The sequence below is a fragment of the Stenotrophomonas sp. 10N36 genome, assembly GCF_056395005.1.
Window position 1 is genome coordinate 133,040 of record NZ_JBFTIS010000010.1, and the last position, 26,432, is coordinate 159,471.

The 26,432-nt window shown below is 64.6% G+C and carries 23 protein-coding genes; 11 read left to right on the forward strand and 12 right to left on the reverse strand.

Annotated elements, in window-relative coordinates; genetic code table 11:
• Positions 1-5: 5 nt before the first annotated feature.
• The gene (locus AC1DCJ_RS11935) at positions 6-491 is read right to left on the reverse strand and encodes a DUF456 domain-containing protein (protein ID WP_038687553.1); all 486 of its coding nucleotides are present in this window, start codon (positions 489-491) and stop codon (positions 6-8) included.
• 235 nt (positions 492-726) lie between these two features.
• On the opposite strand from AC1DCJ_RS11935, the gene AC1DCJ_RS11940 reads away from it, so the two are divergent.
• Positions 727-930, forward strand: coding sequence for a cold-shock protein (locus AC1DCJ_RS11940; RefSeq protein ID WP_019185917.1), 204 nt, complete (start codon positions 727-729; stop codon positions 928-930).
• Positions 931-1,016: 86 nt separating this feature from the next.
• Here the strand turns inward: AC1DCJ_RS11940 and AC1DCJ_RS11945 are convergent, their stop codons facing one another.
• Both AC1DCJ_RS11945 and AC1DCJ_RS11950 read right to left on the reverse strand, forming a co-directional pair.
• Positions 1,017-1,508 carry a glycine zipper 2TM domain-containing protein gene (locus tag AC1DCJ_RS11945; RefSeq protein WP_478071033.1) on the reverse strand — a complete coding sequence of 164 codons (492 nt, stop codon included), beginning with the start codon at positions 1,506-1,508 and terminating at the stop codon, positions 1,017-1,019.
• A 118-nt stretch (positions 1,509-1,626) separates the two neighbouring features.
• Positions 1,627-2,064, reverse strand: a complete 438-nt coding sequence (locus AC1DCJ_RS11950; RefSeq protein ID WP_478071034.1) for a hypothetical protein — start codon at positions 2,062-2,064, stop codon at positions 1,627-1,629.
• 94 nt (positions 2,065-2,158) lie between these two features.
• Between AC1DCJ_RS11950 and AC1DCJ_RS11955 the strand changes: the two genes are divergently transcribed.
• Positions 2,159-2,959, forward strand: a complete 801-nt coding sequence (locus tag AC1DCJ_RS11955) for a tRNA threonylcarbamoyladenosine dehydratase (protein WP_478071035.1) — start codon at positions 2,159-2,161, stop codon at positions 2,957-2,959.
• Between the two features lie 78 nt (positions 2,960-3,037).
• On the opposite strand, the gene AC1DCJ_RS11960 is transcribed toward AC1DCJ_RS11955, so the two are convergent.
• Positions 3,038-3,880 (reverse strand): hypothetical protein, encoded by an 843-nt coding sequence (locus AC1DCJ_RS11960; RefSeq protein WP_478071036.1) that lies wholly within the window; start codon positions 3,878-3,880, stop codon positions 3,038-3,040.
• 170 nt (positions 3,881-4,050) lie between these two features.
• A complete protein-coding gene (locus AC1DCJ_RS11965; RefSeq protein ID WP_478071037.1) occupies positions 4,051-4,923 on the reverse strand; it encodes a LysR family transcriptional regulator in 873 nt (290 codons plus the stop codon).
• Positions 4,924-5,020: 97 nt separating this feature from the next.
• Here AC1DCJ_RS11965 and AC1DCJ_RS11970 point away from each other — a divergent pair, with 97 nt between their 5' ends.
• Positions 5,021-6,424 (forward strand): MFS transporter, encoded by a 1,404-nt coding sequence (locus AC1DCJ_RS11970; RefSeq protein WP_478071038.1) that lies wholly within the window; start codon positions 5,021-5,023, stop codon positions 6,422-6,424.
• Here AC1DCJ_RS11970 and AC1DCJ_RS11975 read toward each other — a convergent pair.
• Together AC1DCJ_RS11975 and AC1DCJ_RS11980 are read right to left on the reverse strand one after the other, a co-directional pair.
• Positions 6,398-7,171 (reverse strand): TatD family hydrolase, encoded by a 774-nt coding sequence (locus AC1DCJ_RS11975; RefSeq protein WP_478071039.1) that lies wholly within the window; start codon positions 7,169-7,171, stop codon positions 6,398-6,400. The genes AC1DCJ_RS11970 and AC1DCJ_RS11975 overlap by 27 nt on opposite strands.
• On the reverse strand, positions 7,168-7,392 hold the full coding sequence (locus AC1DCJ_RS11980; RefSeq protein ID WP_319212071.1) for a DUF6116 family protein: 225 nt from the start codon (positions 7,390-7,392) through the stop codon (positions 7,168-7,170). Before AC1DCJ_RS11980 ends, AC1DCJ_RS11975 begins: the two co-directional genes overlap by 4 nt.
• Positions 7,393-7,551: 159 nt before the next feature.
• Between AC1DCJ_RS11980 and AC1DCJ_RS11985 the strand changes: the two genes are divergently transcribed.
• The 6 genes from AC1DCJ_RS11985 to AC1DCJ_RS12010 all read left to right on the forward strand — a co-directional run bounded on the left by AC1DCJ_RS11985 (position 7,552) and on the right by AC1DCJ_RS12010 (position 15,684).
• Positions 7,552-8,382 carry a glycine zipper 2TM domain-containing protein gene (locus AC1DCJ_RS11985; protein ID WP_478071040.1) on the forward strand — a complete coding sequence of 277 codons (831 nt, stop codon included), beginning with the start codon at positions 7,552-7,554 and terminating at the stop codon, positions 8,380-8,382.
• Positions 8,383-8,510: 128 nt separating this feature from the next.
• Complete coding sequence (locus tag AC1DCJ_RS11990) at positions 8,511-9,056, forward strand: GNAT family N-acetyltransferase (RefSeq protein ID WP_478071041.1); 546 nt, start codon at positions 8,511-8,513, stop codon at positions 9,054-9,056.
• A gap of 93 nt (positions 9,057-9,149) precedes the next feature.
• Positions 9,150-11,429: a transketolase C-terminal domain-containing protein gene (locus AC1DCJ_RS11995; RefSeq protein ID WP_478071042.1), complete on the forward strand. Its 2,280-nt coding sequence runs from the start codon at positions 9,150-9,152 to the stop codon at positions 11,427-11,429.
• A gap of 3 nt (positions 11,430-11,432) precedes the next feature.
• Positions 11,433-13,376: an asparagine synthase (glutamine-hydrolyzing) gene (asnB, locus tag AC1DCJ_RS12000; protein ID WP_478071043.1), complete on the forward strand. Its 1,944-nt coding sequence runs from the start codon at positions 11,433-11,435 to the stop codon at positions 13,374-13,376.
• 128 nt (positions 13,377-13,504) lie between these two features.
• Positions 13,505-14,065, forward strand: coding sequence for an NADPH-dependent FMN reductase (locus tag AC1DCJ_RS12005; protein WP_313245583.1), 561 nt, complete (start codon positions 13,505-13,507; stop codon positions 14,063-14,065).
• Between the two features lie 194 nt (positions 14,066-14,259).
• Positions 14,260-15,684 carry a replicative DNA helicase gene (locus AC1DCJ_RS12010; protein WP_038687575.1) on the forward strand — a complete coding sequence of 475 codons (1,425 nt, stop codon included), beginning with the start codon at positions 14,260-14,262 and terminating at the stop codon, positions 15,682-15,684.
• Between the two features lie 127 nt (positions 15,685-15,811).
• Here AC1DCJ_RS12010 and AC1DCJ_RS12015 read toward each other — a convergent pair whose 3' ends face one another.
• Both AC1DCJ_RS12015 and AC1DCJ_RS12020 read right to left on the reverse strand, forming a co-directional pair.
• The gene (locus AC1DCJ_RS12015) at positions 15,812-16,519 is read right to left on the reverse strand and encodes a hypothetical protein (RefSeq protein WP_478071044.1); all 708 of its coding nucleotides are present in this window, start codon (positions 16,517-16,519) and stop codon (positions 15,812-15,814) included.
• Positions 16,516-18,096 (reverse strand): RNA-directed DNA polymerase, encoded by a 1,581-nt coding sequence (locus AC1DCJ_RS12020; RefSeq protein ID WP_478071045.1) that lies wholly within the window; start codon positions 18,094-18,096, stop codon positions 16,516-16,518. Before AC1DCJ_RS12020 ends, AC1DCJ_RS12015 begins: the two co-directional genes overlap by 4 nt.
• A 1,131-nt stretch (positions 18,097-19,227) precedes the next feature.
• On the opposite strand from AC1DCJ_RS12020, the gene AC1DCJ_RS12025 reads away from it, so the two are divergent.
• A complete protein-coding gene (locus AC1DCJ_RS12025; RefSeq protein WP_478071046.1) occupies positions 19,228-19,446 on the forward strand; it encodes a hypothetical protein in 219 nt (72 codons plus the stop codon).
• Between the two features lie 175 nt (positions 19,447-19,621).
• Positions 19,622-20,497: a YwqG family protein gene (locus tag AC1DCJ_RS12030; protein WP_478071047.1), complete on the forward strand. Its 876-nt coding sequence runs from the start codon at positions 19,622-19,624 to the stop codon at positions 20,495-20,497.
• A gap of 285 nt (positions 20,498-20,782) precedes the next feature.
• Here the strand turns inward: AC1DCJ_RS12030 and lpdA are convergent, their stop codons facing one another.
• The 3 genes from lpdA to AC1DCJ_RS12045 form a co-directional block, all read right to left on the reverse strand.
• A complete protein-coding gene (gene lpdA, locus AC1DCJ_RS12035) occupies positions 20,783-22,219 on the reverse strand; it encodes a dihydrolipoyl dehydrogenase (protein ID WP_478071048.1) in 1,437 nt (478 codons plus the stop codon).
• A gap of 135 nt (positions 22,220-22,354) precedes the next feature.
• The gene (gene sucB / locus AC1DCJ_RS12040; RefSeq protein ID WP_141056854.1) at positions 22,355-23,554 is read right to left on the reverse strand and encodes a dihydrolipoyllysine-residue succinyltransferase; all 1,200 of its coding nucleotides are present in this window, start codon (positions 23,552-23,554) and stop codon (positions 22,355-22,357) included.
• A gap of 44 nt (positions 23,555-23,598) precedes the next feature.
• Positions 23,599-26,430, reverse strand: a complete 2,832-nt coding sequence (locus tag AC1DCJ_RS12045) for a 2-oxoglutarate dehydrogenase E1 component (RefSeq protein ID WP_313422308.1) — start codon at positions 26,428-26,430, stop codon at positions 23,599-23,601.
• Between the last annotated feature and the right edge of the window lie 2 nt (positions 26,431-26,432).

Sequence of the window (26,432 nt, forward strand, 5' to 3'; positions counted from 1 at the left end):
GGGCATCAGAAGAACCAGGCAAAGGCGAACAGGCCCAGCATCGCCACCACCAGTGCCATTTTCAGCGCCACCCCGAGCAGGATGCCCAGCCAGGTCGCAAAGCCCACCTTGGTGGAGCGGCCCAGTTCGCGGGTATGCCAGTACTCGCCCGCCAGGGCGCCCAGCAGCGGTCCGGCCAGCAGCCCGATCGGCATGAAGAACAGCCCGGCGATGCTGCCCAACACCGTGCCCCACAGCGCCTTGCGGCTGGCCCCCACCCGCTGCGCGCCGACCACGGTGGCCAGGATGTCCACCGCGAAGGAGAGCAGGGTCAGGATCCCGAGCAGGGTCAGCGGCACCCAGCCCACATGGGCGAAGCCGTCGGCCCAGGCGGCCACCAGCAGGCCGGCGAATACCAGTGGGATGCCGGGCAGGGCCGGCAGGATGATGCCTGCGATGCCGGTGAGCACGAGCAGGGCGGCTACCAGGTAGAAGATGAATGAATAGTCCATGCTGTCCGGTATGGTCTGGGAAATAGGGTTGACATGTGAAAGCTTTTCACAGTTGATTTTTCGTTTTGCTCGGGTTAAGTTGCACTCGCTGAGCTTGGCAAGGTCACCGTGGATCGTGGCCTGATGATGGTAGATCTTCTGATCCGCTGCATCGTTGCACCTCGCTTCCCCCTTGCTGTCAGCCGCCTGTCAGGGCGTATCCAACAACAAGACAGACAGTTAGGGAGTAGCTGAGATGGCTGAGAAGGGCACCGTCAAGTGGTTCAACGACGCTAAGGGTTTTGGTTTCATCAGCCGTGAAAGCGGCGAGGACGTGTTCGTGCATTTCCGCGCGATCGAGTCCCAGGGCTTCAAGAGCCTGAAGGAAGGCCAGGCAGTCGAGTTCGAAGTAGTGACCGGCCAGAAGGGCTTGCAGGCCGACAAGGTGAAGCCGCTCTAAGCGCACACCGACGTCAGCTGGATGAAACACGAAAAGGGCCCGCTTGCGCGGGCCCTTTTTTTACGTCGCGGCGGGGCCCGGCGTAATCAGCGCAGGATCACCTTGCCGTTGACGACGCGGACATAGGTGTTCTCGCGGATGCCACCCAGGTCGCGCTGGTTGACCACCACGGTGCGGCCGTCGTCCATGCGCACGCTGATGTCGAAGGTGTCGCTGGTGACGTTCTTCTGGATCTGGTTGCCGGCCAGCGCGCCGCCCACGGCGCCAGCGGCGGCGGCGATGTTCTGGTTGCCCTTGCTGCCGCCGGTGTGGTCGGAGATCTCATGGCCGGCGACCGCGCCGACAAGGCCGCCCAGGATCGCGCCGGTGGCCGAAGGCGCGGTACGCCCGGAGGCGACCTGGTTGATGCGGGTGACGATGCCGCAGTCGGCGCAGCGGTTGTTGGTGGTGTTGTTGTAGCCGCCGTTGTTGCCGTAACCGTTGTTGTAACCGCCGCTGCCATAGCCGGGCGAGGTGGTCGCACAGCCGGCCAGTGCGACGGTGGCGACGGCGGCTGCAGCAATGAGTTGGATCTTCATGGTGGTTCTCCTGGCCAGAGGGGTGGTCGAATGCGTCTGGGGCGCATGCCGCAGATCCTGTCCTGTCATACGTGAACAGCGCGCCAATCCCGCCCCCCAAGGGTGGCTGCCAGATGAATCAGCGGAAATCCTGGTGGCAGGCCTTGCAGTCGTTCTGGATCTTTTCGACCAGCTGGCCCATGCCGACGCAGTCGGTGGGCGGGGCGGCCAGGGCCTGGTTGAGCGTGGCGCGCAACGCGCTGGCGTGCTGCTGGAAGCCCTGGCTGTCCTTGAGGCCGGGGAAGGCCAGGTCCACGTCGTTGGACAGCGAGCGCAGGGTCTGCAGGCGCGGCACGCTGTCGGCCAGGGTGCAGCGGTTCTGTGCCTGGGCGTCCTGCAGCAACTGCACCTGGCGGTTCATGACGTGCATGAGGGCATCGGGGAACGGGTCCTGGCGGGCCTGGATGGCACGCGAGACCATGACGGTGGCGATCAGTCCGACCACCAGGCCGAGCACGCCGACCAACAGATAGCGGTAGGCGGCGGAGGGGCGGTGGGGCGTGGCGGGCTGGCTCATGCAGTGGCGTCCGTTGGGGTGGCTGCGGTCGATCTTACGGTGCGTCCTGTCCATGTGGCGTTCCCGACGGCCCGCGCGCCGGTAAAATGTGCCGATGAACGACGTACTGCGCGAACGATTTGCCGGCATCGACCGGTTGTATGGGGTGGGCACCGTGGACCTGCTGTCGACCCGCCGGGTGGCGGTGGTCGGCATGGGCGGCGTGGGCTCGTGGGTGGTGGAAGCGCTGGCACGCACGGCGGTGGGCCACCTGACCCTGATCGATGCCGACGACATCTGCGTATCCAACACCAACCGGCAGCTGCCGGCCCTGGCCGGTCAGTACGGCCGCAACAAGGCCGAGGCGATGGCCGAGCGCTGCCGCGCGATCAACCCGGACATCAGCGTCGATGCGGTTGCCTCGTTCTTGACCGTGTCCAACATGGTCGAGCTGCTGGACCGCGATTTCGATCTGGTGATCGATGCCTGCGACAGCTTCCGGGTCAAGGTCGAGACCATCGCCTGGTGCCGCCGCCGCAAGCTGCCGATCCTGACCGTGGGCGCGGCCGGCGGTCGTACCGATCCCACCCTGGTGCGGATCCGTGATGTCTCGCGCACCGAACACGACGCGATGATGGCGCTGATCCGCAAGAAGCTGCGCAGCGACTTCAACTTCCCCAAGAACGCCTCGCGTTACTTCGGCGTGCCGGCGGTGTACTCGCTGGAAAACGTGAAGTACCCGCAGGCCGACGGCAGCGTGTGCGGCATCCGCCCGAACCTCGGCGCCGACGCGGCGTTGAAGCTGGACTGCGGCGCCGGGCTGGGCGCGGCCACGCATATCACCGGTGCGTTCGCGTTCGCGGCGGTGGGCAAGGCGCTGGAGATGCTGATGAAGAAGCCGGCCAAGGCCGACTGAGCCGCTACGGTCAGGGCAGTTCCTGCCCCCTCTTGGAGGTCCTTTTCCGGCGCTCTCGCCGATCCCCGCTGCGCGGCGTCAGACCAGATCTGGACGGTCCAAACGACTCCTGTGCCCATGCCCTGCAGCAGTCAATTGCTGCACCAGCGCTTCCCTGGCCTTCCTGCCTCCCATGCGCACGTGCTCAAGTTCTGCTGCAGTGATCAGCACCACAGGCACCAAGGTGACCGGCGAAAGCGGCATGTCCTCAAGACGTGTAGCGAAATCCGGCGCCGGGCCGCCAACCAGGACGCCAACGCAATCGTCCTCTGTGACGAATCGCCTCGGTATCTGATCGATCAGGTGAGGTGCCTCGCTCGCACCGGGCAACTCCACCGATAGCACCCCGTAATTTTCCAGTTGGTGGGTGATGCCGCCTGCATCGGCGACTGTGCCAGCGACGGTACGCATTACATCGAAAGCCCAACTGCGCATCAGGGGAGTGACGTCGCCAACATCGCCTCGAGTACCTTCGGCAAGATCCCCGGTTTCGAGAAAAAGCTCCATCTCGAAACCATTGCCCAGTTCAGGCGCACCATCGAATGGATCCGACAATCCGTCCGTAGCGATAATGACTGAATCTCCCCGACGCACAATTCGATATGCCTGCCGGGTCGACGGCCAATCGGGCCCACCAAGGAAGCTGGGACTGATGACATGGCCCAGAACGTCCTGCTCGACGGAGCCCACTGATCGCCAGTGACGGTCCAGGCACTCACTGCTGGCCTGCCGCGCCGCTTGATCGGCTGTATCCTCGGCGGTATCGGCCTGTGACGACTCCGCCACATCGTCATTCGAGCTCGCGACTGAATTCCCCGGTTCCTCACGGAGAGCGGTATCTCCGGGCTTTGAAGACTTAAATAGTTTCTTTAGAAAATCCATGCTATTTCGGCAGAATGACAGATTGTCACCATGTCACTCCCTCGCTTTGCCTGCAACTCGCCACGTCGCTTATGACCTTCGCCTTATTACAGGGCTAAATGTCAAAACCGCCGGCACGATAACCGTCTATCAACGATCCGCGCAGCGGGAGCAACAGGCAGTGGACCGGCCTATGGTTCCAACCCGAGGCCGGGCCGGTCCGCGACGACCTTCGCCACAAAGTCCATGACCGTGCGTACCGAGGGTGACCGCCGGAGGTCACGGTGCACCACCAGCCAGATGTCACGCCAGAACGGCGCTCCGTCATGCTCCAGCGGAGTCAGTCCGGGCGCGGCATCACCGAGAAAGCGCGGCAACGCGGCCACGCCCGCTCCGGCCAGAGCGGCTGCACGATGACTGCTGATGTCGCTCAGTTCGCACGCCACGGCACGGCTTCCCGCGATCTGCAGCAGCCACTGCTGCTGGGGCATGTCAGCAAACTGCGTGTCATAGGCAATGAAGGCCCAGTCTTCGGGCCGACGGGTGGCGACGTACGCGTGGCTGGCATAGAGCGCGAACGGCATTCGTCCGATTCTGCGCACAACGCTGCTGGCTTCCTTGGGGCGGACCAGCCGCAGAGCCACATCCGCCTCGCGGCGGGCGAGTGATACCTGCTGGGCCTGCGCCGACACCGAAAGTTGAATGCCGGGCTGCGCTGCCCGGAAGTCGGCAACCCGTTCCGCCAACAGGTGCGCCACCAGCACTGGTGGTGCACTAAGGGTCACCCTGGCATTGACAGCATCCTGGCTGGCCCGGCTCACGCGCGCGACAGCAAATGCCGAGGCGTCCATGGCCTTGGCGTGCTCGTAAATCTGGACGCCCATCGCGGTAAGGCGGATGGAGCGTGGCAAGCGCTCGACCAGCGCAACCTGCAGTTCGACCTCCAGGGCCGCAACACGACGGCTGACGGTTGCATGGTCGACATGCAGCGCCCGAGCCGCGCCTGACAAGGTGCCGTCGCGCGCAACCGCCAGGAAATGACGGAGATTCTCCCAGTCGAACATCGGTGCGTTTTCGCAGGTATGGAGTGTGATTTCGGGGAATTTTCGAGGGTGCCCGCCAAGCCTAGCATGGACGGTCTCTTCTGCTTGTGGGACCCCAATGACAGCTTTTCCTGCTTCCGCGCGCGGTACGCTCTGGGCCGCCGCGCTCGGCTTCGTGGTGGTGCTGCTGGACATCAGTGTGGTCAACGTCGCACTGGATGCCCTGCAGCATGAGTTTTCAACCGATGTGGCCGGCTTGCAGTGGGTGGTCAATGCCTACACCCTGGCTTTCGCCGCACTGCTGCTTACCAGCGGGGCGCTGGGCGACCGCTTCGGCGCGCGCCGGCTCTATCTCTCGGGCTTGGTGGTATTCACTCTGGCGTCGGCTGCCTGCGGGCTTGCGGGCAGCCTGCCCGTGATGGTCGGGGCCAGGCTGATCCAGGGCATGGGCGCGGCGCTGCTGGTACCCAACTCGCTGGTCATGGTGCAGCAGGCATTTCCGGACAGCCAGGCGCGTAGTCGTGCCGTCGGGTGGTGGGGCGCTCTCGGGGGAGCGGCTCTGGCTGCCGGTCCCGTGCTGGGCGGAGTGCTGGTAGCGCATGCAGGCTGGCGCAGCGTGTTTCTGATCAATCTTCCGATGGGTTTGATCGGAATCTGCCTGACGCTCCGGCATGCGGCGCCGTCCGGCGGCGGACATCGGCGTGGCCTCGACTGGCGTGGGCAGGCGGCTGCCATGGTCGCGCTGGCAGCGACCACCATGACCTTGATCGAGGCAGGCCAGCTGGGTTGGCAGCATGGCGTGGTGCGCGGAGGGACGCTGTTGGCGCTCATGTCCCTCACGGCCTTCCTCTGGATTGAAGCGCGCAGCACCTCACCCATGCTGCCATTGAATCTGTTTCGAAATCACACGTTCTCCATCGTCTCGTTGGCAGGCGTCGCGGTGAATTTCGCCTATTACGGTCTGATCTTCGTGTTCAGTCTGTTTTTTCAGATGCAGCAGCATCTGTCGCCGCAACAGACCGGGCTGGCCTTTCTGCCGATGACCCTCGTTCTGGTCGCACTCAATGTTGTGGCGGGGCGCCTGATTACGCGTCTCGGTCCCAGGTTGCTGATGTTCATGGGCCTTGCGCTGGCGGGATCGGGTTACCTGTTGTTGATGCGGGTGAGCATCGGGGGCCATTACGCGCTGTTGATCGTACCGATGCTGATGGCGGCAAGCGGGGTCGCCTTGGTGGTGCCGACCATGACCAACGCGACGCTTGCATCGGTCGACCGGTCGCGGACGGGCATTGCCTCCAGCGTACTCAACTGTGCGCGACAGGTYGGCGGCATGCTGGGCGTCGCCCTGTTTGGCAGCCTGATCGGCGATGGTGCGCCGGATGCGTTCATGCATGGCATGCACATGTCGATCGGCATGGCGGCGGGAGCGCTACTGCTGGCGAGCGTCCTGTGCTGGTTTGGCATGCGCCCGGGGCCGCTCCACCCGTTGCGCGCTTCAGGAGAAACCGTGAAGCCCGAATAGGGTGCGCGCATTGGCCGTGGTCTGCGCGGCAATCGCCTCGGCCGGTTCCCCGCGCAGGCGCGCCACCGCCGCCAGGATCACCGGCAACCGCGCCGGCTCATTGCGCTGGCCGCGGATGCCCGCATCCGGCTGGTCCGGCGCGTCGGTTTCCAGCAGCAACTGCTCCAGCGGCATGCTGGCCACCAGGCGGTGCAGGCGCTGGGCGCGGTCATAGGTCAACGGGCCGCCCAGCCCGATCAGGAAGCCCAGCTGGTGCAGCTGCCGCGCCTGCTCGGGGCTGCCGGAGAAGCTGTGGACCACGCCGCGCAGCCCGCCGATCTGCTTGATCGCCGCGATCACCGCATCCACCGCACGGCGCGCATGCACGATCACCGGCAGCTCGAATTCGCGTGCCAGCCGCAGCTGGCCCAGGAAGTAGTGCAGCTGGGCGTCCGCATCCAGACCCTCCACGAAGAAGTCCAGCCCGCACTCCCCAACCGCGCAGGGGCGCTCGCGTTCGAGCCACGCACGCAGTTCCTCCAGGTGTTCGGGGCGGTGCTGGTCCAGGAACATGGGGTGCAGCCCGTAGGCGGGGTGCAGCCCGTCGGCCAGCCGGCAGGCGTCGCGCAGGCCGGGCCAACTGGCGGCAGTGACCGCCGGCACCACCTGCGCCCGCACCCCGGCCTCGCGGGCGCGCGCGATCACTTCAGGGCGATCCGCATCGAACTCGCCCGCATCCAGGTGGCAGTGGCTGTCGATCAACCTCACGCGCGGCGCTTGGCCGGCAGCGGCGGCGGCGTTTTGTCGCCACGTCGTTTCCAGTTGGCCAGCAGCAGCGTGCCCAGGCCGAACAGGATTTCATCCACGAACGGCAGCGGGTCCGGAATCACCAGGGTCACGGCGAACAGGGCGGCGGTGATCTTGAACAGGGTGGGGTAGCGCAGCCGACGCGCCCATTCCAGCACCGGCAACAGTATGGGATTGGACATGAGGCACTCCTGGGCAGATGCTGTAAACGCTATCACGAGCCCAAGGCTCACCGAACCTGAATGGGCGACCGGATGTTCACGATCCGTGGAGATTCCGTTCAGGGTGGCCGTGCTGGAATTCACTCAAGAACGTTGCGGATCGTCCGCAAGGAGCCGGTTATGAAAAGTACAACTACTACTGCGTTGGTCGCTGCGGGTGCGCTGTTGGTTGGCGGTATCGCCACCGCTGCCTTCATGAAGGGCGGCAGTTCCTCGCCCGATGCGGTGACCGCTGCTCAGACCCGGCCCACTCTGGACACCACGCCGCTCGCCGACGATGGCGCGCGCACCGACCAGCTGGCCATTGAAGACAAGGCCGGCAAGCTCGAGTACGCCGACATCGTCAAGGTCGATCCGCTGACCAAGAAGGAAAAGGCCTACGCCACCGTGATCGGCACCGAGCCGGTGCGCGAGACGTCCAGCACGCAGACGCCGCATGAAGTCTGCCAGGACGTGGTGGTGCAGGAGCGCCTGCCCGAACGCGACGGCAACGTTGGCGGTACCGTCGCTGGTGCCGTGATCGGCGGCCTGCTGGGTAACCAGGTCGGTGGTGGCAATGGCCGCAAGGCCGCCACGGCCGCTGGTGCTGTCGCTGGCGGCATGATCGGCAACCAGGTGGACAAGCGCCATGTGGGCGGCCGCGTGGTCAACCGCACCGAGCGCCAGTGCCATACCGAAACCGCGACCTCCGAGTCGACCCGCGTGACCGGCTACAACGTCACCTACCGCAATGAAGACGGCACCACCGGCACCATGCGCATGGCCAGCAAGCCGGGCAACCGCATCCCGATGGGCACCAACAATGCGGTCACCGGCTACAACGTGACCTACCGCTACGATGGCGTGGAAAAGACCGTGAAGATGGACAACAAGCCGAGCAGCGACCGCCTGCCGGTCATCGACGGCCAGCTGGTCACCCAGACCGCCGCGCTGGATTCGAACAAGCAGTAACTCCGCGCGGATGGATCGTGCGAGCAACAGGCCGGCGTCGTCCGGCCTGTTGCGTTTTGCGGAGGCCGCCACAGCGCGCCGCCCGGCCTTCTGCGATGATTTCTGCCTGTGTTCCGACGGCCATCGCGATGAGCATCTTCGACCTGCAGCTGGAAACCGACCGCCTGATCCTGCGCCCACCCCGCGCCGAGGATTTCGACGCCTTCCTGCGCTTCTGCACCGACCCGGAGGTCATGCAGCACCTGGGTGGCGTGCAGGCCCCATCCCAGGCATGGCGCAGCTTCAGCTGCCTGGCCGGCAGCTGGCACCTGTACGGCTTTTCGATGTTTTCGGTGATCGAGAAAAGCAGCGGCGACTGGGTCGGGCGCATGGGCCCGTGGCAGCCGCTGGACTGGCCCGGCACCGAAGTGGGCTGGAGCATCCGCCGCGAAAGCTGGGGCAAGGGCTATGCCCCGGAAGCGGCGGTGGCCAGCATCGACTGGGCATTCAACGCACTGGGCTGGGAGGAGGTGATCCACAACATCGACGCGGCCAACGAGAACTCCAAGATCGTAGCGCGCAAGCTCGGCAGCACGCTGCTGCGCATGGGCGAGTTGCCGCCGCCGCATGACGGCAAGCCGATCGAGATCTGGGGCCAGTCGCGCGACCAATGGCAGCGCCGCCGCCGCACGTGACCGCGCATGCTGCACCCGCGCTTGGCAACCTGCGCAGGTTGCGGCCATGCTCGCGGCGTGGCCACCTGGGCCGCGCGTCACGGAGGCTGATGGATGTTTGCCGTGGTTCCCGATCCGATTCCCGCACGCATGAAGGCCCTCAACCGGGCTGAGATCTGCGATACCAACTTCACTGAATTCGTGCAGCAGTGGCGGGGCGATCCCGCACCGCGTCCGGCCGCCGACGCGCCGATCCTGCCCGGCAGCACCCTCGACGCTGCCGGCTTCGACGCGCTGCTGGAGTCGCAGCTGATCAGCCGCCACCTTGACCTGATGGCGCGCGTGCTGCGCGTCCAGAACAAGGTCTTCTACACCATCGGCTCGTCCGGCCACGAGGGCAACGCGCTGGTGGCGCGGCTGGCCCGGCACACCGATCCGGCGTTCCTGCATTACCGCTCCGGGGCGTTCATGGCCGAACGCTTCCGTCAGCTGCCGGGCATGGACCCGGTGCTCGACGCGGCGCTGTCGTTCGCCGCCAGCTGTGACGACCCGGCCAGCGGCGGCCGGCACAAGGTGTGGGGCAGCAAGCCGCTGTGGGTGCTGCCGCAGACCTCCACCATCGCCTCACACCTGCCCAAGGCATTGGGCACGGCGATGGCCATCGAAAGCGCGCGCCGCATCGGCCACGCGCTGCCGATTCCCGAGGACAGCGTGGTGATCTGCTCCTTTGGCGATGCCTCGTCCAACCACGCCACCGCGCAGACCGCGTTCAACACGGCGGCCTGGGCGGCCTACCAGCGGCTGCCGGCGCCGGTGCTGTTCGTGTGCGAAGACAACGGCATCGGCATTTCGGTGAAGACGCCCGACGGCTGGATTGCGCAGGCCTTCAGCCAGCGCCCGGGGCTGGACTATTTCTTCGCCGACGGCCTGGACCTGGCCACCGGCCACGGCCAGGTGCAACGCGCGCTGGCGCACTGCCGGCGCACCCGGCGGCCCACCTTCCTGCACCTGCGCACCACGCGCCTGATGGGCCACGCCGGTACCGACTTCGAGATCGAGTGGCGCCCCTTGCCGGAACTGTGTGCGGCCGAAGCGGCCGACCCGTTGCTGCGCTCGGCGCAGATCGCGCTTGCATCGGGCTGGATGACGGCCGAGCAGCTGCTGCAGCGCTACGAAGCGATGCGTGCACGGTGTTTCGCCGCCGCCGAAGAAGCCGACCGCCGCCCCAAGCTGGACGGGCTGGCGCAGATCATGGCGCCGCTGGCCCCGTACTCGCCGGCGGCGGTGCAGGCCGAGGCCGGCCGCGTCGCCGATCCGCAGGCGCGCGTGGCCGCCTTCGGCAGCGAGGCGCAGCTGCCCGAGGGGCTGCCGCCGCGGCATCTGGCCATCCAGATCAACCAGGGCCTGCACGAACTGATGGCCAAGTACCCGTCCACGCTGCTGTTCGGCGAGGACGTGGCGCAGAAGGGCGGGGTGTATACGGTCAGCAAGGGCCTGCTCAAGGCGTTCGGGCCGCGCCGGGTGTTCAACACGCTGCTGGATGAAACCATGATCCTGGGCATGGCCCAGGGCCTGGCCAACCTGGGCATGCTGCCGATCCCGGAGATCCAGTACCTGGCCTACCTGCACAACGCCGCCGACCAACTGCGCGGCGAGGCCTGTTCGCTGCAGTTCTTCTCCAACGACCAGTACCGCAACCCGATGCTGGTACGCATTGCCGGGCTGGGCTACCAGAAGGGCTTTGGCGGTCACTTCCACAACGACAACTCGATCACCGCGCTGCGCGACATTCCCGGGCTGGTGGTGGGGTGCCCGTCGCGGGGCGACGATGCGGCGATGATGCTGCGCACGTTGGCCGCGCTGGCCCAGGTGGACGGCCGGGTGTCGGTGTTCCTGGAGCCGATCGCGCTGTACATGACCAAGGACCTGTACGAGCCCGGCGACGGCCAGTGGCTGTTCCCGTACCCACCGCCCACCCAGACCATGCGCCCGGGCGAGGGCCGGGTGTACGCGCCGGAGGCCAACGACCTGGTGATCTTCAGCTACGGCAACGGCGTGCCGATGAGCCTGCGCGCAGCGCGCACCCTCCAGGCCGAACTGGGCTGGCAGGTGCGGGTGGTGGACCTGCGCTGGCTGGTGCCGCTCAATGCCGGCTTCATCGCCGAACAGGCCGCCGACGCCCAGCGCGTGCTGGTGGTAGACGAAGGCCGGCACAGCGCCGGGGTGGGCGAGGGCGTCATCACCGCGCTGGTCGAGGCCGGGCTGGGCCACCTGCCATTGCAGCGGGTCTGCGGCGCCGACACCTACACCCCGCTGGCGGGGGCAGCAATGTGCGTGCTTCCAAGCGACAATGCATTGGTAAGCGCCGCCCGGGTACTGGCGCAGGATCTCTGACGCATGTGTGGATTGGCAGGAATGCTGTTGCCGGGTCCGGTAACGGAACAGGCAGCACTGGAAGGCTTGGCGCGCTGCATGGGCGACGCGCTGGTCCATCGTGGCCCGGATGACAGCGGGGTGTGGGCCGATGCCGGCCGCGGCATCGCGCTGGCGCACCGGCGGCTGAGCATCCTGGACCTGTCGCCGCTGGGGCACCAGCCGATGGCGTCCAATGACGGCCGCTACGTGCTGGCCTACAACGGCGAGGTGTACAACTTCGCCGCCCTGCGTGCGGAGCTGGAAGCGCTGGGGCACACCTTCCGCGGCCATTCGGATACCGAAGTGCTGCTGGCCGCATTTGTGGCCTGGGGGCTGGACGAGACCCTGCAGCGCGCCAACGGCATGTTCGCCATCGCGCTGTGGGATCACGCCGAGCAGTGCCTGTGGCTGGCCCGCGACCGGGTCGGCAAGAAGCCGCTGTACTACGGCTGGGCCGGCGATGCGCTGGTGTTCGGCTCGGAACTGAAGGCGCTGTGGCAGCACCCGGACTTTGACAACGACATCGACCGCGACGCGCTGACCCTGCTGCTGCGGCTGGATTACATTCCCGCCCCGCACTGCATCCACGAACGCTGCTTCAAGCTGATGCCCGGCCGCGCGCTGCGGCTGGATGCGGCGGCCGTAGCGGCCGGTGCCGCGGCGCACCGCCCGGACCAGCAGCAGGTGCCGTTCTGGAATGCGCGCGAGCGCATGCAGCAGGCGCTGGCGCAGCCGTTCCGGGGTAGCGATGACGAGGCCGAAGCGCAGCTGGACGCGGTGCTGCGCGATGCGGTGGCGCTGCGCATGGTGGCCGACGTGCCGGTGGGGGTGTTCCTGTCCGGCGGCACCGATTCGTCGGTGGTGGCCGCGCTGATGCAGGTGCAGTCGGCATCGCCGATCCACAGTTTCAGCATCGGTTTCCAGGGCTCGGACCACGACGAAGCGCCGCTGGCCAAGGCGCTGGCGCAGCACCTGGGTACCGATCACACCGAGCTGTATGTCAGCGGTGCGGATGCCCTGGCGGTGGTGCCGCAGTTGCCGGCGATGTTCGACGAGCCGTTTGCCGATGCCTCGCAGGTGCCCACCGCGCTGGTGGCCAAGCTGGCGCGCGGGTCGGTCACCGTGGCGCTGTCGGGCGACGGCGGCGATGAGCTGTTCTTCGGCTACAGCCGGTACCAGCGTGCGCTGCGCAACTGGGCGATGCTGGGCAAAGTGCCGGCACCGCTGCGGCGCTGGATGGCAGCGCATTCGCAGACCCAGGGTGAGGCCTCGCGCACCGGCGGGCTGGCCGCGCTGCTGGCCGAGACCGGCGCGCGTGGCATCGGCGATGTGTACCGCAACCGCATCTCGCGCTGGCGCGACCCGGTCGCGGCGGTGAAGGGGGCCACCGGGGCCGGCAGCTTCTACGACCTGGCCGACCCGCTGCACGGCGCCGGCTCGCCGGCCGACGCGATGATGCTGGCCGACTTCAACACCTACCTGCCCGACGACCTGCTGTGCAAGGTGGACCGCACCAGCATGGCGGTGAGCCTGGAGGCGCGCGCCCCGCTGCTGGACTGGCGCGTGGCCGAGTTCGCCTGGTCGCTGCCGCTGGGCATGAAGCAGCGCGACGGGATGAGCAAGTACCTGCTGAAGCGGGTGCTGGGCCGTTACGTGCCGCAGGACATGGTGCATCGGCCCAAGCGCGGCTTCGGCGCGCCCGTCAGCGCCTGGCTCAAGGGCGACCTGCGCGGCTGGGCCGACGCACTGCTGGACCCGGCCCGGCTGGCCGCTGAGGGCGTGTTCAACGTCGAGGCGGTGGTGCCGCTGTGGCAGCAGTTCCAGCAGGGCGAGCGCAAGTGGCACACGCACCTGTGGAACGTGTTGATGTTCCAGGCCTGGCAGGCGCATTGGCGCGACGTGCGCGCCACCGTCCCGCGCGGGTAGGCGCCGACCGTTGGTCGGCACGCGCGCGCCATCCACGTGCGCATGGCGCCCCGGTAGAGCCACCCCCCTTCACCACGACCGAAGGGCCGCCCGCCTAGGCTGGGGCTTTCCCCCAACGGAGACATCCCATGGCCGAAGTGAAGATTGCGGTACTGGTTGGCAGCCTGCGCAAGGGCTCGCACAACAAAGCGCTGGCCCACGCGCTGGAGAAGCTGGCCGGCGGCAAGGCGCGCTTCGAGCATGTGGAGATCGGCGACCTGCCGCTCTACAACCAGGATTTCGACAAGGACTACCCGGCCCAGGGCGTCCGCCTGAAGCAGCAGATCCGTGACGCCGACGCGGTGCTGTTTGTCACCCCCGAGTACAACCGTTCCATTCCCGGCGTGCTCAAGAACGCCATCGACCTGGGCTCGCGGCCCTACGGCGACAGCGCCTTCGCCGGCAAGCCGGCGGCGGTGGTCGGGGCCTCGATCGGCGTGATCGGCACCGCGCTGGCCCAGCAGCACCTGCGCAACGTGCTCGCCTACCTGGACATGCCGGTGCTGGGCCAGCCGGAGGTGTTCCTGCATTTCAAGGAGGGCCTGATCGACGAGGCGGGCACCATCACCAGTGAAGGCACCCGCACGTTCCTGCAGGGTTTCGTGGACAAATTCCTCGCCTGGATCGCTACCCACGGCGGTCAGCATTGAGCCGGGTGCTTCTGCGATAATGCGGTTCGGCGCACGGCCCGGCGTCGTGCGCCACGCGCTGTCGCCGCAACCGGCCGGCAAGCGCCGTTATACCCAGCTCATCCACTGCTTATCCACAGGGTTGTGCGTGGTTGCGGCGCGCGCGCCGTGTCTACCATGCCCCACGCCCCGCACCGCAGGAAGTACGCCTTCACATGTCCGCCCGCTCTGGCTTCCGTTCCGACCGCAAAGACCGCGGTGACCGCTTCGACCGCGATGAATCGCGGATCGACCAGCTGCGCGTGCCGCCGCATTCGATCGAGGCCGAACAGGCGGTGCTGGGCGGGTTGATGCTGGCGCCGGAAAGCTACGACCGCATCAACGACCAGCTGACCGAGACCGACTTCTACCGTCGCGACCACCAGATGATCTACCGCGCGATCCGCGAGCTGTCCGAGCGCGACCGCCCGTTCGATGCGGTCACCCTGGGCGAGTGGTTCGAGTCGCAGGGCCGCATGGAACTGGTGGCTGACGGCGCCTACCTGATCGAACTGGCCAGCACCACGCCGTCGGCGGCCAACATCGCCGCCTACGCAGAAATCGTGCGTGACAAGGCGGTGCTGCGCCAGCTGATCCAGGTGGGCACCGACATTGTCAACGACGGCTTCCAGCCCGAAGGCCGCGAGAGCAGCGAACTGCTGTCGGCGGCGGAAAAGTCGGTGTTCGCCATTGCCGAGCAGGGCGCGCGTGGCCGCACCGATTTCGTGGCGATGCCCGGCGCGTTGAAAGACGCGTTCGAAGAACTGCGCAACCGCTTCGAGAACGGCGGCAACATCACCGGCCTGCCGACCGGCTACGCCGATTTCGATGCGATGACCTCCGGCCTGCAGCCGACCGACCTGATCATCCTGGCCGCGCGCCCGGCGATGGGCAAGACCACCTTCGCGCTGAACATCGCCGAGTACGCGGCGATCAAGTCCAAGAAGGGCGTGGCGGTGTTCTCGATGGAAATGTCGGCCTCGCAGCTGGCCATGCGTCTGATTTCCTCCAACGGCCGCATCAACGCCCAGCGCCTGCGTACCGGCCAGCTGGAAGACGAAGACTGGAGCCGGGTGACCGGCGCGATCCGGATGCTGAAGGAAACCAAGATCTTCATCGATGACACGCCGGGCGTGTCGCCGGAGATCCTGCGCTCCAAGTGCCGCCGCCTCAAGCGCGAGCACGACCTGGGCCTGATCGTGATCGACTACCTGCAGCTGATGAGCGTGCCGGGCAACAGCGAAAACCGCGCGACCGAAATCTCGGAAATCTCGCGTTCGTTGAAGGGCCTGGCCAAGGAACTCAACGTGCCGGTGATCGCGCTGTCCCAGCTCAACCGCTCGCTGGAAACGCGTACCGACAAGCGCCCGGTGATGGCCGACCTTCGCGAATCCGGCGCTATCGAGCAGGACGCGGACATGATCGTGTTCATCTACCGCGACGACTACTACAACAAGGAAAACTCGCCCGACAAGGGCCTGGCCGAGATCATCATCGGCAAGCACCGAGGCGGCCCGACCGGCTCGTGCAAGCTCAAGTTCTTCGGTGAGTACACCCGCTTCGACAACCTGTCGCACGATTCGGTGGGTTCGTTCGAATGACCTTGTTGCGCAGGCATGCATGGAGATTGTTGTAGGCGACGAGGGTCAACCGAAAGGTGGGCGCCGGTTGGCTCACTCGGTTAGATGTCGTCTTCCGCGGGTAGGAAAACTATATGTCGAGTATTCGTCACCTAGAGACTGAGAGTCTCATCATGCTCGTGGCAATATTGGACAGTACGTCACTTTCTCGCATACCACTCAGTTCCATGCAAAGGTCATCGAGGGTTCTTTTCCACGCATGGCCGTTTCTGGGGTTGTATAGGCCAACACTCGGGAATTTGATCTCTTCCTTGATGAAGGCCAGGCTTGAATAGATGAGTAGCTGCTTCAAATCGCTCACTCGGAAGCCTCGGTCGCCGGCTTTGATTTCGTACAAACAGTCTTTGTAGATTAAGTCTCCTTCACAAGATGCGACAACCCCGCATCCCGCGAATCTCGGCCTGAAAATAATCTCATTCTTTTGGTGGAAAAACTCTAAGAGGCGGGATGCGAGCGCGATGACTTCCTTTTTGCTTTTGGAGTCAAGCTCGGATGATACGGAATTTTTGTCTTTTGTAATTCTGAGGATGTAGTTGGATACATCTCCGACGGAATCGGTCAATATTGCGATTAGATCGGATTCAGTGACCTTCACGTCCAGCTCAACGCTCTTGCGGAACACCTCAAATGCAAGTTCATTTACGAAGCCTCTTAGCTTCACTGGCGCTGAATTCTCCATAGGCTGATTCCAGTGTGAAACCCTAAGGTTCTCCCTCCTCCAGTACGTATCCGCAAGCGGGATGATCTCATGCCAAATGGACGTGAAACTGGAAGCAAAGTTCTGTTCTGAGATCATACCGGGACCTTCCAGTTTCCAGGCGCTTTCTGCTTTGAATCGCTGGCCCATTGCAGGACGAGTTTGTCATAATCATTCAGATCGTGTTTCACCGAATCTCGCCAATGGCGTCCTTCGTCCTCCAGGATGTATGAGCTAATGAGCATTGCCCTGCGTTCCCAGACGGTGAGGGTTGAGTAACTCTTTCTGCAGTTTGATATCCAGTGGTCGGCGCCGCGATGCGCCATCATTAGGATCACATCCCTTTTGATCATCATGTTCAAGGGCTGTTTGTACAGATTTGAGAGGAGGATTTCGGTTTCTTCTGATGGATCGGCTGACAAGACTCGTAAAGAGTAAGCGAGATTTGTCGGGACCTGGGTTATATAAGACTTTGACTTAATTAGTGAGCGAATCTTATCAAACAGTTCTTCTTTGGCGTCCGGATCAATGGTGTTTAATAGTCCTCTGCAAAGCATCATTACTGAGGGGAATATTGGATATAAAAGGTCGAAGCTGTGAACTAGGGACTTGATTGCATCATTCTGAACTTCTGGTTTTAGGTGTTTCAGCGCTGATAGTAGTCGTTTGGACAGACTCTCATCAATTCGGCTTTTGGATAGCTCTCGCCCCAGCATGCCCACAATGTCGAACTTTGAAAGCTCTTCTTTCAATTTCTCGTAGTCAGTTTCTGCGGTCTGTGAATATGGGTCGTAATAAACTCGGAGCCGTTGGAACGCGCGCTCTTCACTTTCTGCTTGAGGCTCTCCGTCCTCTGGAGTGGAGAATTCCGAGGTTGACAGAAACTCCTTGGATGTCATGATTCGAGTCTTCGTCTTTTGAAGCGAAAGCCCTTCATTGGCGAGGAGTAAGTCATTAATGCAGATGAGGGCGGAGTACGCCTCTTCCTTTGTGCTGGAGAATATCACGTAGTCATCTACAAATCTGCAGAAAGTAATTGACTCACTTATTAAGAGTCGGTCGACCCGATTTAGTAGTATTTCGCTAAGTATGCGAGCAGCCGGCCCTCCGACTGGGAGGCCATATGAAACGTTATCGGAAATTGACTGCAGTAGCGTCATGATTCTCTTAATTGCGACGCCGTTGTTTGTTGCTTTCTTTAATGCATTCTCAAGTCTGTGATGATAAATGCGCGGATAGAAGTCGGAAATGTCGCAGCGGAGTACGTAGGCGTGAGATTGCGCGTGTTTAACTGACGCGCCTTGAAATGCATGCCAGCCGATGGATCTGTCGAATAGGGATCCTGAGGATTGGTCCGGTTTGAAGCGGTACGAAAATACGATTTCAGAGCTCAGTCTTTTTGATTCCACTTCCTCTGCAATCGATATAACAAGGGATAATAGGTAGATGTTCCAGATCGGATCGATCTGGGTTCCCCATCGAAAGCCGCTATAGCCCACTACTGATAGGTTGCGTGCAGTAAGTACTGGGAGGTTCTTAATTGCGATGTCGAAGTTTTTGTCTATCTGTTCCAGCACGGAAACAGTAGCTTCAGGCATGTCGTTGAGTATGTGGTTGTCGATTGGATAGGGAAATATGTCCGTGTCGCCAAACTTTGCGACGTTCTTGACAGCCATTTGGAGAGAGCTTTTCGACACGATTGGCATGAAAATTTGCTCTTCGAAGTGATGTTTGCGTATCAGGCGCGATGTGCCTGCGAATGGCGGGGCGCTTGCAGCATAGCTTCGGATTGGCTCGTTGCTCAACTGGGAGTTGCGAGTTCCTGCGCTCTGGGAACAGTTGCATGGGCCCGATGTACGTTTAGAGTCCTACATTCGTGGGTTCAGGATTTGAATGGTGCCGGTGCGTTTGCTCGGAATTTCAATACTCTCGCCCCTCTGTAGGTAGCTCTGCCGTTGAGGCTCCACCGAGGCGTACTCTTGCTTACTTCCCGAGTAACGAGCGGATGAAGATGTCCTGCGCAAAGTCAATGTTTAGAGTGCTGCTCTAACCCGATGCTCTCATGTACGGCCCTCGGTTTTCGGGTCAAGTTCAAGGTCTTTTGGTTGATTGTCGGCGTTCGTCGGAACTTTGCTGCGGAGGGAGGGGGCGGGTAGGACCGGAACACTAGATGTGGCCGACCTAGACCAATGGTGAAACGTTGATTGCCTTGAGTGCGTAGCGCGTAGGTTTCGTGTGTGAAGGTCGGCCTCGCAGCAAGACTTGCGCCAGGTTTCCTTCATCGGCCGTATGAGCGCCCAGCGCGTTTGCGTACGCACCGAGGCTGCCCGACGGGCTCGTGCAAATTGCGGGTCTTCGGTCAGTACCCGCTTCGACAACCTGTCGCACGATTCGGTGGGTTCGTTCGAATGACCTGGGGCACACGACCAACGGTCGTGTGCTACCGGTGTTTGGCCCCGGCCGCGTAACGGATTGGGTACCGGCCGTTGGCCGGTACGCCTGGCGATGGGTCGGTGCGCCTAGGCGATGGGTCGGCACGCCTGGGCCCCGAAACGGGGTAGAGCCGACCGTTGGTCGGCTGCTCTCGCGGCCGGCGATCCTGGCCGTTCAGCCGAGCAACGCTCGGCTCTACCGAAGCGGCGATGCTGGCGGTTCAGCCGAGCAACGCTCGGCTCTACCCGCTCATCGGCGTATTCCTGCCTTCGTCGGCCGGGGTCGGCGTTCGTCGCATCCCGCTTGCCGCGCGAACGATGCCCCGGCACCGTGAGGCTGCGGGCATTGCCGCCCGATGCCGGTGGAGACCGACGATGAAGACACTGCTTGCGCTGGGGGTGTGGTGCCTGTTGTTCGTGCTGTGCTGGCCGCTGGCGATCCTGGCGCTGGTCGCCTGGCCCTTGGTGTGGCTGCTGAGCCTGCCGTTCCGCCTGGCGGGCATCACGTTCTCGGCGTTGTTCGCGTTCCTGCGTGCGCTGTTCATGCTGCCGGCGCGCCTGCTGGGCGGCGGCGGCCGCCCGCTGGCGGCCTGACCCGCAAACCCGGGTGATGCCGGCTCGCTGGCCGGCGCCTGGAAAATCGGTAGTGCCGGCCGCTGGCCGGCTCTTCGTGTGCCCGGCTGAAAGCGCAGCCGACCAACGGTCGGCTCTACCGGGTTTGTTGGTGCTGCGCCTAAACTGCTGGCTGCTTTCAGACAGGGAGGTGGTCATGACGCTGCCGGAACAGGATTTCATCGCGCTCTGCGCATCGCATGGGCTTGGCTCGCATGCCAGCGTGCTGCTGCCGTGGTTGCGACCGCGCGTGGGATTCAGCCGCGGGGCGCAGACGGACGCACCGATTGGCGCCTCACGGATCGGCGGCGGGCCGGATGTGCCCGCAGGGTTCGCGTGGCCTACCCACAAGGGCAGGGCGCTGGACTTCCTGCTGCAGATCAACTTGGCCGACCTGCAGGGTCTGCAGTGCGGGCTGGACCTGCCTGCACAGGGCGTGCTGTCGTTCTTCTACGACACCGAGACACAACCGTGGGGCTTTGACCCGGCCGATCGCAGTGGGCATGGCATCCACCTGTTCGACCCGGGTGAATTCCAGCGGCTGCCTGCGCCGGATGCCGAGGTCACGCTGACGCCGTCCGAGTTGGCATTCCACCCGGCCTGGAGCCTGCCGCATCCGTTTTCGTCCGAGGGCGAGCAGGTGGCGCAGTTGCTGCGTGACGCGGGCTTGAGCTGGGACGACGCCGCGGAGGAGGGCTACGACGCGCTGGTGGATGATGTGGCCGACCTCGGCTCCCCGACGCCGGGCGAGCGGCACGGTCTGGGTGGCTGGTCGCACAACGTGCAGGGTGACATGGCACTGGAAGCACAGCTGGTCAGCCATGGCCTGTATTGCGGCGACCCGAGCGGGTATGGCGATCCCCGCGCGGCTGCGCTGGAGGCCGGTGTGGGCGACTGGACGCTGCTGCTGCAGCTGGATTCGGACGACGAGGCGATGTGGGGCGATTCGGGAATGCTGTACGTCTGGGGGCGCCGGCAGGACCTGGCCGCGCGGGATCTGTCGCAGACCTGGCTGGGGCTGCAGTGCTGCTGACGGAATCGCGCCGGCACTACCGGAGCCATGGTCCGAGGCGAGCGGCAGCGAGCCGCCCCACCGGAGCGATGGTCGAGGCGCACGCCAGCGAGGCGCACCACCGGAGCGATGGTCGAGGCGCACGCCAGCGAGGCGCACCACCGGAGCGATGGTCGAGGCGCACGCCAGCGAGGCGCACCACCGGAGCGATGGTCGAGGCGCACGCCAGCGACCCGAACCACCGGATGAGCAGGCACAAAAAACCCCGCCTTGGCGGGGTTTTTCGTTACACGTACCGCAGGGCGATCAGTTCGCCTTGTGGATCGCGCGCTTGGTCACGGCCATGGCCGCGTCGTGCACCGCTTCGGACAGCGACGGGTGGGCGTGGCAGATGCGCGCCAGGTCGTCGGACGAGCCGTTGAACTCCATGGTCAGCACGCCTTCGTGCACCAGTTCGGACACGTTGGCACCCACCAGGTGCATGCCGAGCACGCGGTCGGTTTCAGCGTGGGCCAGCACCTTGACGAAGCCGGCCGGCTCGATCATGGCGACGGCACGGCCGTTGGCGGCGAACGGGAAGCTGCCGGCCTTGTACGGAATGCCTTCGGCCTTCAGCTGCTGCTCGGTCTTGCCAACCCAGGCCAGCTCCGGCTCGGTGTAGATGACCCACGGAATGGTGTCGAAGTTGACGTGGCCCGGCAGGCCGGCGATCAGCTCGGCAACCGCGATGCCTTCCTCGAAGCCCTTGTGCGCCAGCATCGGGCCGCGCACGCAGTCACCGACCGCCCACACGCCGTCGACGCCGGTGTGGCAATGGTCGTCCACTTCGATCTGGCCACGCTCGTTGATCTTGACGCCGGTGCCTTCGGCCAGCAGGCCCTTGGTCGCGGCGCGACGGCCAACGGCCACCAGCAGCTTGTCCACGATCAGGCTCTTTTCGCCTTCCGCGTCGGCGTAGGTCAGGGCGACTTCCTTCTTCTTGCCCTTGGCGGTCACTTCGGCCTTGGAGACCTTGGCGCCCAGGCGGATGTCCAGGCCCTGCTTCTTGAATTCCTTGGCGGCCGCCTTGGCCACTTCGGTATCCGCGGCGGCCAGGAACTCCGGCAGCGCTTCCAGGATGGTCACTTCCGAACCCAGGCGCTTCCACACGCTGCCCAGTTCCAGACCGATCACGCCGGCGCCGATCACGGCCAGGCGGGCCGGCACTTCGGTGAAGTCCAGGCCGCCGACGTTGTCGACGATGGTGTCGCCGTCGAACTTGGCGAACGGCAGTTCGATCGAGTCCGAACCGGCGGCGATGATGACGTTGGTGCCCTTCAGCTCGACGATGGAACCGTCATGCTGGGTGACCTTGACCACGTTGCCCGGCTGCAGTTCGCCGAAGCCGTAGTAGGCGGCGACCTTGTTGGCCTTGAACAGCATGCCGATGCCGCCGGTGAACTGCTTGACGATCTTGTCCTTGCGGCCAACCATCGCTTCGACGTCCATCTTGGCGTCCTTGAAGCTGATGCCGTGGTCGCCAAAGATGTGGCCCATGTTCCAGAACTGGCGCGAGGAATCCAGCAGCGCCTTGGACGGGATGCAGCCCACGCGCAGGCAGGTGCCACCGAGGGCCGGCTTGCCGTCCTTGCCCAGGGCCGCGTCGATGCAGGCGGTCTTCAGACCCAGCTGCGCGGCGCGGATGGCGGCGTGGTAGCCGGCCGGACCGGCACCGATGACGACGACGTCGAATTGTTCAGCCATTGAAATAGTCCTTGTTGCATTCCCGAGCTTCGGTCGAAGCCGGTGGCGCGCAGGCGCCGGGGAGAGAGCAGGGCAGTGCGGTGCAGTGCCGTAAAACCAACACCCCTCCGCGCAGGCGCGGAGGGGTGGCAGGTGTTACAGGCCGAACAGCATGCGGCCCGGGTTTTCCAGCTGGTTCTTGATGTCCACCAGGAACTGCACCGAATCCTTGCCATCGATGATGCGATGGTCGTAGGACAGCGCCAGGTACATCATCGGCGCGATCACGACCTGGCCGTTCTGGGCGATCGGACGTTCCTTGATGGCGTGCATGCCCAGGATGGCGCTCTGCGGCGGGTTGATGATCGGCGTGGACAGCAGCGAGCCGAAGGTGCCGCCGTTGGTCACGGTGAAGGTGCCGCCCTGCAGTTCTTCCAGGCTCAGCTTGCCGTCACGGGCCTTCTTGGCGTAGTCGGCGATGGTCTTTTCGATGTCGGCAAACGACATGCGCTCGACGTTGCGCAGCACCGGCGTCACCAGGCCCTTGTCGGTCGACACGGCGATGGAGATGTCCGAGTAGCCGTGATAGATGACGTCGTCGCCGTCGATCGAGGCATTGACCAGCGGGAAGCGCTGCAGCGCGTTGGCGGCGGCCTTCACGAAGAAGCTCATGAAGCCCAGCTTGATGCCGTGGGCCTTGACGAACTCGTCCTGCAGATCCTTGCGCGCGGCCGAGACCTTGGACAGGTCGACCTCGTTGAAGGTGGTCAGCATGGCCGTGCTGTTCTTGGACTGCATCAGGCGCTCGGCGATGCGCTTGCGGATGCGGGTCATCGGCACGCGTTCTTCCGGACGCGCACCGGCGGCCTTGCCAGCGCCGCCACTGCGGGCGAAGTTGACGATGTCTTCCTTGGTCACCGCGCCATGACGGCCGGTGCCGGACACGTCGGCCGGGTTCACGCCTTCGGTGATCGCCGAGAAACGAGCGCCCGGGGGCAGGCCGTCGGCAGCCGACTTTGCAGCCGGTGCCGGGGCAGCAGCGGCGGCCGGCGCAGCAGCGGCCGGTGCGGCGTCAGCCTTCTTCTCTTCCGCAGCCGGAGCCGGGGCAGCGGCCACGGCGCCTTCTTCGATGATGGCCACGATCTGGCTGGAGGTCACGGTGGCGCCCACCTCGAACTTGATCTCCTTCAGCACGCCATCGACGGGCGACGGCACTTCCAGGACGACCTTGTCGGTTTCCAGATCAAGCAGGTTTTCATCGCGCTTGACGGCATCGCCGACTTTCTTGTGCCAGGTGGCGATGGTGCCGTCGGCGACGGATTCGGGCAGTACCGGGGCTTTGACTTCGGTGGCCATGCGGGAGCTTCCTGGTTTGTCTTTTCTAGAATGAGGGGGAGAGGTTATTCAGCAACCGAGTCGTTGAACGGGTTGACCAGGGCATCGGCGATCAGCTTCTGCTGTTCGATGATGTGGTCAGCCATGTGTCCAGCGGCCGGCGATGCCGAACGGGCGCGACCGGCGTAGTGCAGGCTCTGGCCATCGGCCAGGCAGAACTGCAGGTGGTGGCGGATCTGGTACCACGCCCCCTGGTTCTGCGGTTCTTCCTGCGTCCACACCACATCGGCAGCCTTGCCGTACTTCTTCAGTTCGGCAGCCAGCAGCGCGCGCGGGAACGGATACAGCTGTTCGACGCGGATGATGGCCACATCGTCCTGGCCACGCTTGGTCTGGTCTTCCAGCAGGTCGTAATAGACCTTGCCCGAACACAGCACCACGCGCTTGACCTTCTTGGCGTCTGCGTTGGCATCGCCGATCAGGTGCTGGAACTCGCCATTGGCCAGTTCTTCCAGGCTCGACACGGCCAGCTTGTGGCGCAGCAGCGACTTGGGCGACATCACCACCAGCGGCTTGCGCGTGGTCATGCGCATCTGGCGACGCAGCATGTGGTACGCCTGCGCCGGGGTCGACGGCACGCACACCAGCATGTTCTCCAGCGCGCACAGCTGCAGGAAACGCTCTAGGCGCGCCGAGCTGTGCTCCGGACCCTGGCCTTCGTAACCGTGCGGCAGCAGCAGGGTCAGGCCGGTGATACGGCCCCACTTGGCTTCGCCGGCAGCGATGAACTGATCGATCACGACCTGGGCGCCGTTGGCGAAGTCGCCGAACTGGCCTTCCCAGATGCACAGGGTGTTCGGATCGGTGGTGGAGAAGCCGTACTCATAGGCCATCACCGCTTCTTCGCTGAGCAGCGAATCGATGATGGTGGCCTGTTCCGGCGACTCGACCAGCTGGCGCAGCGGCAGGTAGTAGTTGTCGGTCTTCTGGTCGTGCAGGATCGCGTGGCGGTGGGTGAAGGTGCCGCGGCCGACGTCCTGGCCGACCAGGCGCAGGCTGTTGCCTTCGTCCAGCACGGTGGCGTAGGCCAGGTTCTCGGCAAAGCCCCAGTCGCCCGGGATCTCGCCGGCGGCCATCTTGCGACGGTCGTCATACACCTTGGCCACACGCGAGTGCAGCTCCACGCCTTCGGGCACGGTGTTGATCAGCTTCGCCAGCTGCTTGACCTTCTCCATGCCCACCGCGGTGGAGATGGCATCGGACAGCTTGCCGTTCAGCAGCGCGGGCCAATCGACGTACATCTTGCTCGTGGCCGGGGTCTTTTCGACCGCTGCCAGCTCGGTGGTCACTTCGCCGGCATCAAGCTTGTTGCGGTAAGCATCGACCAGCGCCTTGCCGGCGTCGGCCGGAATCACGCCGGCGGCTTCCAGCTTGGCCGCGTACAGCTCGCGGGTGGTCTGGTGCTTGCGGATCACCTGGTACATCAGCGGCTGGGTGATCGCCGGTTCGTCGGCCTCGTTGTGGCCCCAACGGCGGTAGCACATCAGATCGATGACCACGTCCTTGGCGAACTTCTGGCGGAACTCGAAGGCCAGCTGGGCAGCGAACACCACCGCTTCGGGATCATCGCCATTCACGTGCAGCACCGGGGCGGCGATCATTTTCGCCACGTCGGTGGCATAGCGCGTGGAACGCGTATCCAGCGGGTTGGAGGTGGTGAAGCCGACCTGGTTGTTGACCACGATGTGCACCGTGCCACCAACGGCGAAGCCGCGGGCCTGGGACATCTGGAACAGTTCCATGACCACGCCCTGGCCGGAGAAGGCCGCGTCGCCGTGGATCAGGATCGGCATCACCTGCTTGCGCGCGGTATCGCCGCGGCGCTCCTGGCGCGAACGCACCGAACCGGCCACGACCGGGTCGGCGATTTCCAGGTGCGACGGGTTGAAGGCCAGCGCCAGGTGGACGGCGCCGCCCGGGGTGGACACGTCAGCCGAGAAGCCCATGTGGTACTTCACGTCGCCGGCCGAGGCGTGCTCGTCGTGCTCGAACTTGCCTTCGAACTCGTCGAACAGCTTGCGCGGGCTCTTGCCCAGCGTGTTGACCAGCACGTTCAGGCGGCCGCGGTGGGCCATGCCGATCACCACGTCCTTGACGCCATCCTTGCCGGCGTCACGGATGATGGTGTCCATCATCGGGATCAGCGCATCGCCGCCTTCCAGCGAGAAGCGCTTCTGGCCCACGTACTTGGTATGCAGGTAGCGCTCCAGGCCCTCGGCCGCCGTGAGGCGTTCCAGGGTGCGGCGCTGGGTGTCGGCATCCAGGTTGTAGTTGCCACCGGCCGTTTCCAGGCGCTGGTACAGCCACTGGCGCTGCTCGACCTCGGAGATGTGCATGAATTCCGCACCGATCGAGCCGGTGTAGGTCTTCTTCAGGCGCTCCAGCAGGTCGCGCAGCTTCATGCGCGGCTGGCCGGCGATGCCGCCGGTGCTGAACTCGCTGCCCAGGTCGCTCTCGGACAGGCTGTGGAACGGCAGCCCCAGGTCCGGCGGGTTGGTCGGCGGGGTCAGGCCCAGCGGGTCCAGGCTCGCGCCGAGGTGGCCACGCGAACGGTAGGCGGTGATCAGACGGCCGACATTGCGCTCGCGCTCGTCGCCGGCACCGGTGGCCGTACCGCTGTTGACAGCGTTTTTGGCAGCGTCGGTGATGTGGGCGATGACGGCCGAGTGCGGAATGTCACCGGCTTCGCGGCCCTTGAAGCCGTCGAAGTAGGTCTTCCATTTGGGATCGACACTGTCCGGAGAAACGAGGTACTGCTCGTACAGATCCTCGATATAGGAGGCGTTGCCGCCGGCGAGCTGCGAAGACTGCGCAAACTGCTTCAGTAGATTGTCCACGA